11 protein-coding genes are annotated in these 13,617 nt (G+C 69.8%); 7 read left to right on the top strand and 4 right to left on the bottom strand.

The annotated features are described in order from the left end of the window. Nucleotides 1-115: 115 nt before the first annotated feature. Nucleotides 116-1,168 carry an MBL fold metallo-hydrolase gene (locus BC102111_RS08700; RefSeq protein WP_095376798.1) on the bottom strand — a complete coding sequence of 351 codons (1,053 nt, stop codon included), beginning with the start codon at nucleotides 1,166-1,168 and terminating at the stop codon, nucleotides 116-118. Nucleotides 1,169-1,300: 132 nt separating this feature from the next. On the opposite strand from BC102111_RS08700, the gene BC102111_RS08695 reads away from it, so the two are divergent. Next, on the top strand, nucleotides 1,301-2,218 hold the full coding sequence (locus BC102111_RS08695; protein WP_009380827.1) for a LysR family transcriptional regulator: 918 nt from the start codon (nucleotides 1,301-1,303) through the stop codon (nucleotides 2,216-2,218). On the opposite strand, the gene dsdA is transcribed toward BC102111_RS08695, so the two are convergent. Further along, nucleotides 2,219-3,562: a D-serine ammonia-lyase gene (gene dsdA / locus BC102111_RS08690; RefSeq protein ID WP_101624095.1), complete on the bottom strand. Its 1,344-nt coding sequence runs from the start codon at nucleotides 3,560-3,562 to the stop codon at nucleotides 2,219-2,221. It lies immediately after the preceding gene. 150 nt (nucleotides 3,563-3,712) lie between these two features. Here dsdA and BC102111_RS08685 point away from each other — a divergent pair, with 150 nt between their 5' ends. The 4 genes from BC102111_RS08685 to BC102111_RS08670 all read left to right on the top strand — a co-directional run bounded on the left by BC102111_RS08685 (nucleotide 3,713) and on the right by BC102111_RS08670 (nucleotide 5,557). Then, nucleotides 3,713-4,324 (top strand): GNAT family N-acetyltransferase, encoded by a 612-nt coding sequence (locus BC102111_RS08685; RefSeq protein WP_100227540.1) that lies wholly within the window; start codon nucleotides 3,713-3,715, stop codon nucleotides 4,322-4,324. Nucleotides 4,325-4,591: 267 nt separating this feature from the next. After that, nucleotides 4,592-4,855 (top strand): DUF4244 domain-containing protein, encoded by a 264-nt coding sequence (locus BC102111_RS08680; RefSeq protein WP_101624217.1) that lies wholly within the window; start codon nucleotides 4,592-4,594, stop codon nucleotides 4,853-4,855. A 1-nt stretch (nucleotide 4,856) separates the two neighbouring features. After that, the gene (locus tag BC102111_RS08675; protein WP_101624094.1) at nucleotides 4,857-5,243 is read left to right on the top strand and encodes a TadE family type IV pilus minor pilin; all 387 of its coding nucleotides are present in this window, start codon (nucleotides 4,857-4,859) and stop codon (nucleotides 5,241-5,243) included. Continuing rightward, nucleotides 5,240-5,557: an Rv3654c family TadE-like protein gene (locus BC102111_RS08670; protein ID WP_095376802.1), complete on the top strand. Its 318-nt coding sequence runs from the start codon at nucleotides 5,240-5,242 to the stop codon at nucleotides 5,555-5,557. The genes BC102111_RS08675 and BC102111_RS08670 overlap by 4 nt, the downstream gene beginning before the upstream one ends. 1 nt (nucleotide 5,558) lies before the next feature. Here the strand turns inward: BC102111_RS08670 and sftH are convergent, their stop codons facing one another. Further along, complete coding sequence (gene sftH, locus BC102111_RS08665) at nucleotides 5,559-7,832, bottom strand: DEAD/DEAH box helicase (protein WP_101624093.1); 2,274 nt, start codon at nucleotides 7,830-7,832, stop codon at nucleotides 5,559-5,561. Nucleotides 7,833-7,873: 41 nt separating this feature from the next. Here sftH and BC102111_RS08660 point away from each other — a divergent pair, with 41 nt between their 5' ends. Both BC102111_RS08660 and topA read left to right on the top strand, forming a co-directional pair. Further along, nucleotides 7,874-9,655 (top strand): methyltransferase, encoded by a 1,782-nt coding sequence (locus tag BC102111_RS08660; protein WP_095376804.1) that lies wholly within the window; start codon nucleotides 7,874-7,876, stop codon nucleotides 9,653-9,655. 160 nt (nucleotides 9,656-9,815) lie between these two features. Then, nucleotides 9,816-12,632, top strand: a complete 2,817-nt coding sequence (gene topA / locus BC102111_RS08655; RefSeq protein ID WP_101624092.1) for a type I DNA topoisomerase — start codon at nucleotides 9,816-9,818, stop codon at nucleotides 12,630-12,632. A gap of 73 nt (nucleotides 12,633-12,705) precedes the next feature. Here the strand turns inward: topA and BC102111_RS08650 are convergent, their stop codons facing one another. Next, nucleotides 12,706-13,440: a lipoate--protein ligase family protein gene (locus BC102111_RS08650; protein WP_223290036.1), complete on the bottom strand. Its 735-nt coding sequence runs from the start codon at nucleotides 13,438-13,440 to the stop codon at nucleotides 12,706-12,708. Nucleotides 13,441-13,617: the final 177 nt, after the last annotated feature.

The raw sequence follows: 13,617 nt of genomic DNA, 5'->3' as shown, positions 1-13,617 counted from the left end.
CGTGCAGCGGGGACGGCTCTCTGCCGCCTGGTCGCTGTCGGTTTCCGGGCGCGGTCGAGCACGGAACGGCGGTGCGGTTCGGATCGTCGGTGCGGGTAAGGCGTAGGGCAGGCGGTCAGACGGCGGTGCGGGCCGGAGCGCGGAGGAGGAACTCCTCCCGGTCGCGGGCGATGACCGTGCGGCTGGCACCGGCCGCCTGCAGCTGTGCTTCGATGTTCGGGCGTGCCGTGCCGGGCACGATGTGGTGGAGTGCGAGCCGTGCGACCGACGCTTCGTCGGCGAGCCGGAGCACGTCGGTCACGGTCGTGTGCGAACGCAGGTGGTGGGACTTCATCGCCCCTGTCGCCGGGTCGGTCGCGGCACCGTAGGTCGCTTCGATCCAGTCGGAGTCGATGACCTCGTGGAGCAGCAGGTCGGCGTCCTGGGCCAGAGCGACCATGTTCGGCGTGTACGTGGTGTCCCCGGAGACGACGATCGTTCCCTCGTCGGTCTCGAAGCGGAACCCGAACGCCGGTGCCACCGGCGGGTGGGCGACCAGGGTGGCGCTCACCCGCACCCGATCGTCCTCGTAGACGGGGAAGGGGCTCATCACCGGCGTCGGGTTGTCATCCGGGTGGTAGCCGAGTCCCTCTGGCAGCGCGATGTCGGAGGCCGTGAACAGCTGCTTGGCGGTCAGACGCAGCCCGTCGAGGTAGCGGTCGTTGAGATCGGTTGCGAAGGCTCGCTGGATGAGGTCGACCATGTCCGCGGTGCCGGGGGTCGGCTGCCGCGGATAGAGCGGGGTGCGGGAGGCGGTCCCATCCGCCGAGGCGGCGAACGGTGACAGCGGCGGCGCCGTCCCGCGGTCCCCGGGTCCGAGGATCTGCACCGGGGTGCTGCGGGTGCCGCTCGTGCCGTAGCTGCTGAAGAGGAGCAGGCCTGCGAGGTCGGCGACATGGTCCGAATGCAGATGGGTGAGGAAGATCGCCCGCATATCGTCGAAGGCCAGGCCGACCCGAGTGAGATTGCGGCCGGTCCCGGCACCGCAGTCGACGAGGTAGTGGGCGTCGCCGACGACGATCGCGGTGGCGATGCCCGAGGGCTCCTCGGTGGCAGTGGCCGGCCACCAGCGTGGGCCGCCGGCCACGCCCAGAGTGATGACGCGGGGGGAAGCGGTGGTGGGGGACATGTCGTGCCTCTCCGTCGAAGCTGGGGTGTCAGGATGCTCGGGAACCAACCGGGTCCGAGACTTCTCTCAGTGTGTCGTGGATCATAGAATCAATCCAATCAATTGTTCTTTGGATGCACATAGGAATTCTCAATGGGAGAGGTCACCCTCCGTCAGCTCGAGTACTTCCTCGCAGCCCTCGACGACGGCTCGATCACTGCTGCGGCGCGGACCTGCAACGTCACTCAGGCGACCGTGTCGACCGCGCTCAACGAGCTCGAGCGCAGCCTCGGCGTGACCCTGCTGGTGCGCAGTCGCACCGCTGGAGTCCACCCCACGGCAGCCGGCTCGGCCCTCGTCTCGCGCGCTCGCAGCGTCCTCGACCTCGCACGGGAGATCCCGGATCTCGCGGCGGGGGAGCAGTCGGCTCTCACCGGGACCGTGCGGGTGGGGTGTGTCTTCACTCTCGGGCCCTACCTGCTGCCGCGACTCATCGGCGATTTCGCGCACGCGCATCCGCAGCTCCACGTCGATTTCGTCGAAGGCGCCACCGGTGACCTGCGACGAGAGCTCGATGTCGGTCGCCTCGACCTCGCCATCACGTATGCGGCGCAGCTGCCGAAGGGCGAATGGTCGCAGGAGATCGTGCGCTTCCGGCAGACGATCATGCTCGCCCGCTCGCACCCGCTCGCGCAGGCAGAGCAGCTGAGCTTCCACGATGTCGCCGACCTTCCGCTCGTCATCTACAGCCAACCGCCCTCACGCGATCGGGTCGAGGGCTTCATCCGGGCCGCCGGTGTCGAACCCGATGTCCGCTGGCAGAGCTCGAGCCCGGAGACCGTCCGGGGACTCGTGCGCCGCGGGCTGGGGTATTCGGTGGGCAATCATCGGCCCGGGGCCGAGGATCCGATGTCCGATGACGGCATCGCCTACATCCCGATCGCCGACCCGCACCCCCTCAACGCCGTCGTCGCCCTCTATCCGAAGGGACAGACCCTGCCGCGGCGGACACGGGCCGTCCTCGACTACTGCCTGGAGGAGGCGTCAGGGTGGGACTGGCTGGCGAGGTGATCATCTCCAGGGTCCGGCGATGTCCTCGGGTACGGCGCGGGCGGCGGCGAGGTAGTGGTCGCGTTCGGACCGGGGGACCATCGCGCCCCCGGTCAGCCACACGAGGTGCGTGGTGGTCTCGCCCATCGGCCAGGGGGCGTCGACGGTCGTCGCCCGCCAGGGCACGCTGAGACCGGCGGTCGCCGACGGCTCGACGGCGATCCCTTCGGCGTCGGCGAGGACACCGACGCCGGCAGTGATGACCTCGTCGTCGACCGAGGCGAATCCCGAGATGAGCGGCCCGATCCGGGGACCGATGAAACGTGAGGGACGGGCGACGGCGAGCCCGTCGGCGATCGTCGCTCCGCTCAGCCCGATGTCCTGGACGGCGATCCCGCTGTGGAGTCCCGTGCGCACGCCGAGGAACATCGCCGGGGCGTGGGCGGGTTCGACGAAGACGCAGTGGACGGAGTCGCCGAAGATCCGTTTGAGTCCGAAGGTCACCCCGCCAGGCCCTCCGCCGATCCCGCACGGAAGGTAGACGACGAGGGGGTGGTCGGCGTCGACCGTCACCGCGGCGGCCGCCAACTGGTCGCGCAGCCGCAGTGCTGCCACGGAGTAGCCGGCGAAGAGGCTCACGGAGTCCTCGTCGTCGACGAAATGTGCGCTCGGGTCTGAGGCGGCCGCCGTGCGACCGGCGGCAACGGCGGCCACGAAGTCGCCTTCGTGCTCGATGACCTCGACGCCGTGGGTGCGCAGCTTCTCCTTCTTCCACTCCCTCGCATCGGCCGACATGTGGACCGTACAGGCGAAGCCGAGGGCGGCGGCGAGGATGCCGATCGAGAGTCCGAGGTTCCCCGTCGACCCGACGATGACGGTCCGGTCCCGGGCGATCGCACGGAAGGCACCGCTGCTGTACACGGCGGCGTCCGCGGTGTCGAAACCCGCGGCTGCGGCGACGGCCTCGGCGAACTCGAGGACCTCGTGGAACCCGCCGCGGGCTTTGATCGAGCCGCTCACCGGCAGCGCGTCGTCGCGTTTGAGCCAGAGCCGCCCGGGAAGGGCGGCCCCGAGGCGGGCCCCGAGGTGATCGCGTGCGCTGGCGGCCTCGACGAGGGGTGACTCGATGATGCCGTCCGGGACCTCGGGAAACGTCTCTGCGAACCAGGGAGCGAAGCGCGCGAAGCGTTCGGCCGCGGCGTCCATTACCCGGGAGTCGACGTCGATGACGGCAAGGACGTCGGCGCTCGGCGGCAGATCGTGGCGGAACCACGTCGTCTGCTGCCCCGAGGCCAGCGCGGCCACGACCTCGTCGCTGCCGTCTGCCGCGAGATCTCCCCGATCGGGATGTGCTCCTGTGCTCATGATGGCAGTCCTTTCCCGGGGCGCCTCGGCGGTGTCCTCTCACCCAGCTTCCCACGGATCGGGGTGAGCGCTGCCCGTCGCAGGGGGGAATGCCGGTGGGCTCGACGCGGGTCCGCGCGGGTGCGGCGAGGCGATTGATAGGGTCGATGCATGTCTTCTGTGACACCGACCTCCGTGACACCGTTCCAACGGCTGGCCGACGTCGAACAGGCCGAGCAGTACGCCGAGAACCTCTTCGTCGGCTCCTCTGTGCGGCTGCGTCCACTGCAGTCCGATGACCTTCCCTATCTCGAGCAGTGGTGGTTCGACCCCTCGATCGTCGTCCTCCAGAACACCACCGTGCTGCCGCGGCCCGAAGGCGGTGTGTCCGAGCAGTTCACGCAGTGGAGCGCGAACACCGACTCGAGTTCGGTGGGTCTGAGCATCGAACTGCTCGAGACCGAGGAGTTCGTCGGGCACGTCACCCTCTTCGGCCGCGACACGATCAATCAGTCGGCGACGCTGGCGATCATCCTCGGTCCCGAGTTCCACGGGCATGGCTTCGGAGCCGACGCCGTGCGCCTGGCCCTGCGCTACGGGTTCCTCCAGCTCGGACTCAACCGCATCGAACTGCGCACATGGGCGTTCAACACCCGCGGCATCGCCGCGTACACGAAGGCCGGATTCGTCGAGGAGGGCAGGCGACGCGAAGCCGTGTTCTTCAACGGCCGCCGCCACGACGAGGTGATCATGGCGGTGCTCAGGGACGACTGGGCCGACTGAGGGCCCTCCAGCCGGACGGCGGTAGAGCCGACCGGCGGCCAGAGTCGGCCGGCGACCAGAGCCGGGCGGCGACCGGAGCCGACCGGCGACCGCGTGACTTGTGTCCGTTCTCCTGTGGAGTACCGCGGGACTCGTGTGCCACGGGTCTGTGGACGCCCAAACGGTTTCCACAGCCTCGGATCCGCCCCTCGACCCGGCCCGTATGCCTCCTCCACAGTGGAGGACCGTTCGCAGAGCGCGCACGGTCATTTCTTCGAGGAGGAGAACATGAGCACAGACACTTCGACGACCCCGACCCCCGACGAGCCACCGCCGCAGACCCGGCCGCCCGAGGGTCCTCCGACCGCCGAGTCGCCGCTGGGGCCCGATGCCGAGTGGGGTCCGGACACCGGGGCGACGACGGCGGAGTACGCGATCACCACTCTCGCAGCGTGCGGCTTCGCCGCGCTCCTCGTCGTCATCCTCAAGTCCGAGCCGATCAAGGAGCTCGTCACCGGCGTCATCCAGACCGCACTCGGCCTCGGAGGCTGAGATGACGGTCTGCGAGCACGCCGACGCGGAGCGCCGGGACCGGGGGACGGCGACCGCGGAGTTCGCCGTCGTCCTCCCCGCACTCGTCCTCCTCGTCGTCGTGCTCGCCGGGGCCGCAGCGATCGGCTTCACCCAGCTGCGTGCGTTCGACGCCGCACGGTCCGCGGCCCGCGAGATCGCCCGGGGCGAACCTCACGCTGTGGTCGTCGATGAGGCGAAGAAGCATGCGGGACGCGCCTCGACCGTGCGTGTGGGCTCCGACGGCGGCTACGCGACGGTGACGGTGACCGTGCGCCTGCCCGACGCGATCTTCTTCCTCGACGAGGTCGAAGCGGCGGCGACGGCCCGGACTGAGGGTGGACGGCCGGGAGGGAGTGATCCGGGGTGACGAACATCGTCATCGGACTCTGCGGGGTCATCCTCGGACTCGTCACTGCGATCGGGGCACTCAGCCAGGCGTTCGTCGCCCACAGCACCGCGCAGTCCGCGGCCGACCTTGCGGCGCTTGCCGCCGCCGACGCCGTCCGCGGCCTGGCGCCCGGGGACCCCTGTGAGGCGGCGAAGGAGGTGAGTGAGCGCAACGGGGCGGTCATGCGCGACTGCCGTGCCTCGTCAGCGGAGCAGAGCGCCTACGTCGAGGTCGCGGTCGACATCCCCGGGCCGCTTCCCGAGGTCAGGGAGAAGGCCGTGGCCGGGAAGTGACCTAGAGCACGGCCCGGAGCAGGCGCAGAGCGGCGTCCTTGTCGAGCGGTTCGTTGCCGTTGCCGCACTTCGGTGATTGGACGCACGAGGGACAGCCGTCGACGCACTCGCAGGCGGCGATCGCATCCCGGGTGGCACCGAGCCATTCCTCGATGACCTCGCTGCCGCGCTCGGCGAAGCCGGCACCCCCGGCCAGACCGTCGTAGACGAAGACGGTGGCCATGCCCGTGTCCGCGTGCACAGCTGTCGAGACCCCGCCGATGTCCCATCGGTCGCAGCCGGCGAAGAGGGGCAGCAGACCGATCGAGGCATGCTCGGCGGCATGGACGGCTCCGGGCAGATCGGCCGCCAGCACCTCCGCGGATTCGAGGAGCGCCTTCGGGATCGTCCACCACACAGCTGAGGTCCGCAGGGTGCGCTCGGGCAGGTCGAGTTCGTGTTCGGCGAGGATCGTTCCGCCGCGCTTCGCCCGCATCCGATAGGCGACGACCTGGTCGGTGACGTCGACGGTGCCGCTGGCCACGCCGACACCCGAGGGCAGAGTGCGCTGAGTCGCGGTGTCGACGATGGAGATCTCTGTGAGCGAACGCGCCTGCGTCGTGTAGTCGACCTCCGCGCGGTCGACGAGGGCGATGCGCTCGTCGAGGTCGAGGTCCTCGACGAGGAAGTCCGTGCCCTGGTGGGTGTACACGGCTCCGGGGTGCGCCCCACGGTGCGCACCGGTCTCGTCGACCGTGCCGAGCAGCGTGCCGGTGCTCGCCTCGACGAGGCGGAACTGGGCGCCGCCGGAGCCGCGGATGTCCGACTGATCGGTCGCCGGTTCGTCCTTCGCCCAGAACCATCCCAAGGGTCGGGCCCGCAGGAGCTTGCGTTCGACAAGGTCGTCGACCACCTCGGCGGCATTGTCGGGGAAGTGGGCGAAGTCCGAGCGGGTGAGCGGCACCTCGGCCGCGGCCGCACAGAGGTGGCCGGCGAGGACGTACGGATTGCCGGGGTTGATGACACCCGCGTCGACGGGGGCGTCGAAGATCACCTCGGGATGGTGGACGACGTAGGTGTCGAGCGGGTCGTCGCGAGCGATGAAGACCGCCATCCACCGCTGCCCGGCGCGGCCTGCACGACCGGCCTGCTGCCACAGCGACGCGAGGGTGCCCGGCCACCCGGAGACGATGACGAGGTCGAGCCCGGAGATGTCGATGCCGAGCTCGAGCGCGTTCGTCGACGCTACCGCGAGGAGCCTCCCCGAACGCAGCGCGGATTCGAGGGCCCGACGCTCCTCGGCGAGGTACCCGCCTCGGTAGGCGGCGACCTTTCCGGTGAGTGATTCGTCGACGAGTCCCACCTGCTCGCGCACGGTCGCCGCGAGTGTCTCGGTGCCGCGGCGGGAGGCGATGAAGGCGAGAGAGCGGAAACCTGCGCACATCGCATCGGTGAGGACGTCGGCGGCCTCGGCCATGCCCCCGCGCCGGTCCCCGGCGGCCGAGAGCGGCGGTTCCCACAGGGCGAAGCTGCCTGCGGCCCGTGGGGAGGCGTCCTCGGTCACCGGGTGGGCGGGGCGGCCGGTGAGCCGGGCGAAGGCGGCATCGGGCTGGGCCATCGTCGCCGAGGCGCCGATGACGACGGGGTGGGCGCCGTAGTGCGCGGCGATGCGCAGCAGTCGGCGGAGGATGAGGGCGACGTGGGATCCGAAGACGCCGCGGTAGCGGTGCGCTTCGTCGACGACGATGAAGCGCAGGGACTTGAACAGGCGCGCGAAGCGCTCGTGCTGGGGCAGGATCGCCCGGTGGAGCATGTCGGGGTTGGTGAAGACGAAGTTCGCGTGTCGTCTCGCCCAGTCCTTCGCCGCCTGCGAGGTGTCCCCGTCGTAGGCGGCCGGACGCACCCCGCGGACGATGAGCTGCTCGAGCTTCGTCAGCTGGTCGGCGGCGAGCGCCTTCGTCGGGGCGATGTAGATCGCCGAGGCGGTGCGCAGACTGTCCCGGGTCGTCTGGATCGATTCGAGGACCGGCAGCCAGAAGCCCAGTGACTTCCCGGAGGCGGTCGGGGTGGCGATGACGACGTCCTCACCGTCGCGGGCGGCCTGGGCCGCCTCGACCTGGTGGCGCCACGGGCGGACGACTCCGATCGCTTCGGCCGCACGCCGCAGCTCCTCATCGACCCAGTCGGGCCAGTCCGACTCGAGTTCGACACGCTGTGGAATCTCGCGGAGGTGGACGATCCGATCGTCCCTGACACCGAACCCGGTCACGATGTCGTGGAGAGCGGAAGAGGACATGTCTCAATTATGTCCCAGAGCCTGCTGGCTAGGATTCACCTGTGACCGAAGAGACGCACCCCCTCACCGCCGACCAGCTGCCCCGAGCCGAACACCTCGGCGCCACCCTCTATGCGGCCGGGTACACCGAACCGTACCTGCGGCAGTTCTGGGGCGGTGCCGTCTCCGACGCGCTGACCCGCACCAACGCCGCCCCGGCCCTCCACCACTGCCGCAGCGTCCTCGACGAGAGACTCGTCGAGGCGATCGGCAGCGGTGCCGCCCGCCTCGCACCAGCCGAATCAGCCGACGTACCAGCTGGCGAATCTGCCGGCGAATCACCCGCCGAATCGGGTGGCGACGCCGAGGCCGATGCACTCCCGCCGCTGTCCGGCGACGAACGGCTGGCCGCGATCACCCTCGTCTTCTGGCTGCGCGAACAGGTGCCCGCGATCGTCCTCGCCGCAGCCCTCGGCACCGAGGCGTACCGGGCGGCGCGCGACCTCGGCCTCGTCGAGGAGGTCCGGCCCGACGGCGTCACCCTCTGCGCCCGGGCCCCGTTCGCACTCACTCCGTACGAGATCCCCGTCGGCGTGCCCCGGGGCCTGCGCCGCGGCGATGAGAACCTCTACCTCGTCGCCGACCACGGCACGCTCACCTCACCCGAGGTCCTTCCCGGGGACTTCGTCCTCGGCCTCGGCGGGGCCGGGCGCACGCTCGTCTCCATCACCCCGCGCGACCGAGTGACGACGGCAGCGGACATCGGCACCGGCTGCGGCGTCCAGGCCCTCCTGCTCGCCCGCCACGTCGAGCGGGTCATCGCCACCGACATCTCCGCCCGGGCCCTCCACCTCACCGCACTGAGCGCCGGACTGGCCGGGGTGACGAACATCGACCTGCGCCAGGGCTCCCTGCTCGAGCCGCTGAACGAGGACGTCGACCTGCTCGTGTCGAATCCGCCGTTCGTCATCACCCCGCGCACCCCGGACGCCGAGGCGGTCGTCCCCGACTTCGAGTACCGGGACGGAGGCATGAGCGGAGACCGCCTCGTGCGGGAGCTCTTCACCGCAGTCCCCTCCGTGCTCACCCCCGGCGGCCGCGCCGTGTGTCTGGGCAACTGGGAGATCACCGCAGAGTCGTCGGCCGGACCCGAATCCTGGGTGGCCGACCCCGGCACCTCGGTGCTCGTCATCGAACGCGAAGTCCTCGATCCCGTCGCCTACGCCGAGACGTGGATCCGCGACGGCGGCATCGCCCGGGCCGGCGACGACTGGAACGCAGCGACCGCTGCGTGGCTGGACGACTTCGCCTCCCGGCAGGTCACCGGGATCGCCTTCGGCTACGTCCTCATGCACCGAGCAGATAACGATTCCCCAACGCTTTCGCCAGGCGACCTTTCCGACACCGGTCCGGCAGCGGTGCCCGCGCCCCGCGAGAAGGTCCGGATCACCTCGGCGATGGCGACGAACCCCCACGGGATCGGTGCGTTCCTCACCACGGTCGCGGAGCTGCGCTCCTGGCTGGCCGGGGCGAGCGATAAGGAGATCGCGGCGACCGCGTTCACCCGCTCACCCGACCTCGTCGAGCACCGCCACCACGTGCCGGGGGAGGAGGATCCGACGTCGATCACGCTTGAGCAGGGGATCGGCTTCGGCCAGGTCTTCGACCTCGACACCGCGCTCGCCGGCGTCGTCTCCGTCGCCGACGGCTCCCTCACGCTTGGGCAGACGGCCGCTGCCCTCGCGCAGCTCCTCGACGTCGACGCGGCAGCACTCGAGGCTCAGCTCATCGCGCAGGTCAGGGGCCTCGTCGCGGCGGGTGCACTGCTTCCGGGCACCCCCTGAACCGGGTTCTCCGCACCCTGGTCGCCGAGGCGGCATAGGCGATCCGTCCGTGACCGGGTGCGTGCGCCCCGATGGAGATGGCAGGGTGACATCAGTGTTACATTGGGCCGGATCGTCCATACTGTCGATCATCGCAATGCCCTGAGAGGAATGAGTGAACGTGGCCACAACCGAGAAGCAGCCTCGTCGTCTCGTCATCGTCGAGTCCCCGACGAAGGCGCGCACGATCGTGGGGTACCTCGGCGACGGTTATGACGTCGAGGCATCGGTCGGGCACATCCGCGACCTGCCGACGCCGTCGGAGCTCCCGGCCGATATGAAGAAGGGGCCCTACGGGAAGTTCGCGGTCGACGTCGACAACGGCTTCGATCCCTACTACCGCGTCGACCCGGGCAAGAAGAAGAAGGTCACCGAACTCAAGCGCCTCCTCAAGGACGCCGACGAACTCTATCTCGCCACCGATGAGGACCGCGAAGGCGAGGCCATCGCGTGGCACCTGCTCGAGGTGCTCAAGCCGAAGATCCCCGTCAAGCGCATGGTCTTCCACGAGATCACCCCCGAGGCGATCGCCCGGGCGCTGGAGAACACCCGCGAGATCGACGACGCCCTCGTCGACGCGCAGGAGACCCGGCGCATCCTCGACCGCCTCTACGGCTACGAGGTCTCCCCAGTGCTGTGGCGCAAGGTCCGTGCCGGCCTCTCCGCCGGTCGTGTGCAGTCGGTGGCCACCCGCCTCGTCGTCGAACGCGAACGCGAGCGCATGGCCTTCGTGCCCGCGGACTACTGGGACCTCGACATCGACCTCGGCCTGCCCGACGGGTCGAACCCGTTCGCCGCGAACCTCACCACCCTCGATGGATCGCGGGTCGCCAGCGGCCGCGACTTCGACGACAAGGGTCAGCTGAAGACGAAGTCCGCTGTCGTCGTCGACCAGGCGAAGGCCGAAGAACTCGCCAGTCTGCTCTCGGGCAGTGCGAAGGACGCGCTCACCGTCACCGCCGTCGAGTCGAAGCCGTACTCGAGGCGCCCGGCGGCGCCCTTCACGACCTCGACGATGCAGCAGGAGGCCGGCCGCAAGCTGCGGATGAGCGCGCGTCAGGCGATGCGCACCGCCCAGTCGCTCTATGAGCACGGCTACATCACCTATATGCGCACCGACTCCTCGGCGCTGTCCGGTCAGGCCATCTCCGCCGCCCGCCGGCAGGTCACCGAACTCTACGGTCCCGAGTTCGTTCCCGAGGCGCCCCGGCAGTACTCGAGCAAGCAGAAGTCCGCGCAGGAGGCGCACGAGGCGATCCGGCCTGCCGGTGACTCGTTCCGCACCCCCGCCCAGGTCGCGAAGTCGCTCAGCGGTGACGAGTTCCGTCTCTACGACCTCATCTGGAAGCGCACGGTCGCCAGCCAGATGGCCGACGCGAAGGGCAAGACCGCGACGATCCGCGTCGCCGCCGACCTCGGCGACGGCCATGAGGCGGGCTTCAGCGCCTCCGGCACCGTCATCACCTTCCGCGGCTTCCTCGCCGCCTACGAGGAGGGCACGGACGCGAGCCGGTACGACACGAAGTCCGGCGAGTCCCGTCTCCCGCAGGTCGAGGAGGGCCAGAAGCTCTCCGTCGTCTCCGTCGAGGCCGACGGCCACACCACGGCACCGCCTCCGCGCTTCACTGAGGCGAGCCTCGTCAAGCAGCTCGAGGAGCTCGGCATCGGTCGTCCCTCGACGTACGCCTCGATCATCTCCGTCATCCAGGACCGCGGCTACGTCACCTCGCGCGGCAACGCGCTCGTGCCGAGCTGGCTCGCGTTCTCCGTCGTCCGCCTGCTCGAGGAGCACTTCACCGAGCTCGTCGACTACGAGTTCACCGCCGACCTCGAATCCGAGCTCGACCGCATCGCGATGGGCGAAGAGGATCGCAAGGCATGGCTGGCGCGGTTCTACTTCGGAGCCGAGGGCTACGACCGGGAAGGGCTCAAGGAGATCGTCGACGACCTCGGCGACATCGATGCCCGTGAGGTCAACACGGTCCCCATCACCGATGGGGTGGCACTGCGGGTGGGTCGGTACGGTCCCTACCTCGAGGTCGCCTCGGCGGTCGAGGGGGAGGACCCCAAGCGCGTCTCCCTGCCCGACGATCTCGCCCCCGACGAGCTCACCGCCGCGAAGGCTGCGGAGCTCATCGAGAGCCAGGGTGACGGCGACCGCGAACTCGGCGTCGACCCGGAGACCGGGCACACGATCGTGGCGAAGAACGGCCGATTCGGCCCCTACGTCACCGAGGTGCTGCCCGAACCCGAGGAGAAGCCGAAGCGGGGTGCGAAGAAGCCCAAGCCGCGCACCGGGTCCCTGTTCAAGTCGATGGACGTCGGTACGATCGACCTCGAGACCGCGCTCAAGCTCCTCAGCCTGCCCCGCATCGTCGGCCAGGACGAGGAGGGCACGGACATCACGGTGCAGAACGGCCGGTACGGTCCGTACCTGAAGAAGGGCACCGATTCGCGGTCGCTGACCGATGAGGAGCAGATCTTCACGATCACCCTCGAGGAGGCGCTGAAGATCTACTCCGAGCCCAAGCAGCGCGGCGGCCGCACGGCCAAGCCGCCGCTCAAGGAGCTCGGGGAGGATCCGGAGACGAAGAAGCCGATGGTCGTCAAGGACGGTCGCTTCGGTCCCTACGTCACCGACGGGGAGACGAACGCGACCCTGCGCAAGGACGACGACGTCGAGTCGATCACGCCTGCCCGCGGTGCCGAACTCCTCGCCGAGAAGCGCGCGAAGGGCCCGGCGAAGAAGAAGGCACCGGCGAAGAAGGCTCCTGCGAAGAAGGCTCCTGCGAAGAAGACGACCGCGAAGAAGACGACCGCTGCGAAGACGACGGCTGCCAAGAAGACGACGGCGGCGAAGTCGACGACCGCGGCGAAGAAGTCCACTGCCGCCAAGACCACGGCGGCGAAGCGGACGACGAAGCCGAAGACCCCCTGAGGCCCGGCGCGGCTCGGGACTCGATCACCGTCAGCGCTGCGCAGGTGCCCACGGGACTCTGCGCAGCGTGGGCTCAGAGCGCGTGCTTGGCGGCCTGCTCGGGCAGGGCGGCGAGCTCCTCGGGGGTCGGTGAGCTCGGCGTGAGCACACGGTCGCGTCCGTAGTAGGAGGCGAACGCGTCGGCGACGGCATCGACCGTGATCCCCGGGCTCACTTCACTGATCGACCCGCCCGTGGTCGGATCCCACGCGACGCCGAGGGCCGCCTCGACATCGGTGAGCACGGCCCGGATCGGGTCGGGATCGGTGACGACGACCGAGGACGAGAACAGCCACGCCCCGGCCACGACGCGCTGCGCGGTGCCGATCGCCTTGATCCGACCGGCGACGTTGACGCTGTACTCTCCCGGGCAGTACTCGCCGGGGATCTCTCCGACCCGGGCGTCGACGCCGAGGGAGCGGAGCACCTCGGCGTAGTCGGCGCCGAAGGTCGAGAAGCGCGTCGTCGTATCCGTGATGAAGGAGTCGCTCGGTTCGATGTGATCGATGACGATCGACCCCGGATGGTAGGCCGCCGCCCGCCCGCCGAGGCTGCGCAGGGCGGGGGTGAACCCGTGGGCGCGGGCGGCCTCGATCGCCGCGGGGAACCCCGGGAGGAAGCGGTCGCGGGCGCCGAACGCGAGCGTCGGGGCCGGCCGGTAAATCCGCAGGGTCGCACCTCGGCGCCCGGACTTGACCGAGTCGAGGAGGACGCGGGCGAAGGCGAGCTCATCGACGGGGCTCAGACCGCTCGTCTCGACGACGTCCATCGTCTCTCGTCGGTCCAGGTCCTCGGATGCGCGCTCGTTCGTCACGGAACCAGAGTAGAGGACGCACATGCCCGCTGCCGCGTCCGACCCCGTGCGCTGCGCCGGTCGGGACGCGGCAGGGCCCCGACCGGCACTGACCTTCCAAGAGAGATGTCAGACGCTGCCGATAGGGTAGAG

Source organism: Brevibacterium casei CIP 102111, from assembly GCF_900169275.1.
Classification (GTDB): domain Bacteria; phylum Actinomycetota; class Actinomycetes; order Actinomycetales; family Brevibacteriaceae; genus Brevibacterium; species Brevibacterium casei.
The sequence above is the reverse complement of the archived record's forward strand: the minus strand, read 5'-3'. Positions and strand labels throughout refer to the sequence as shown.

Coding starts and splice junctions, on each gene's coding strand:
- BC102111_RS08675 (WP_101624094.1), top strand. CDS start 4,857: ATGACGGTCTGCGAGCACGCCGACGCGGAGCGCCGGGACCGGGGGACG.
- dsdA (WP_101624095.1), bottom strand. CDS start 3,562: ATGAGCACAGGAGCACATCCCGATCGGGGAGATCTCGCGGCAGACGGC.
- BC102111_RS08695 (WP_009380827.1), top strand. CDS start 1,301: ATGGGAGAGGTCACCCTCCGTCAGCTCGAGTACTTCCTCGCAGCCCTC.
- BC102111_RS08685 (WP_100227540.1), top strand. CDS start 3,713: ATGTCTTCTGTGACACCGACCTCCGTGACACCGTTCCAACGGCTGGCC.
- sftH (WP_101624093.1), bottom strand. CDS start 7,832: ATGTCCTCTTCCGCTCTCCACGACATCGTGACCGGGTTCGGTGTCAGG.
- BC102111_RS08680 (WP_101624217.1), top strand. CDS start 4,592: ATGAGCACAGACACTTCGACGACCCCGACCCCCGACGAGCCACCGCCG.
- BC102111_RS08700 (WP_095376798.1), bottom strand. CDS start 1,168: ATGTCCCCCACCACCGCTTCCCCCCGCGTCATCACTCTGGGCGTGGCC.
- BC102111_RS08650 (WP_223290036.1), bottom strand. CDS start 13,440: ATGGACGTCGTCGAGACGAGCGGTCTGAGCCCCGTCGATGAGCTCGCC.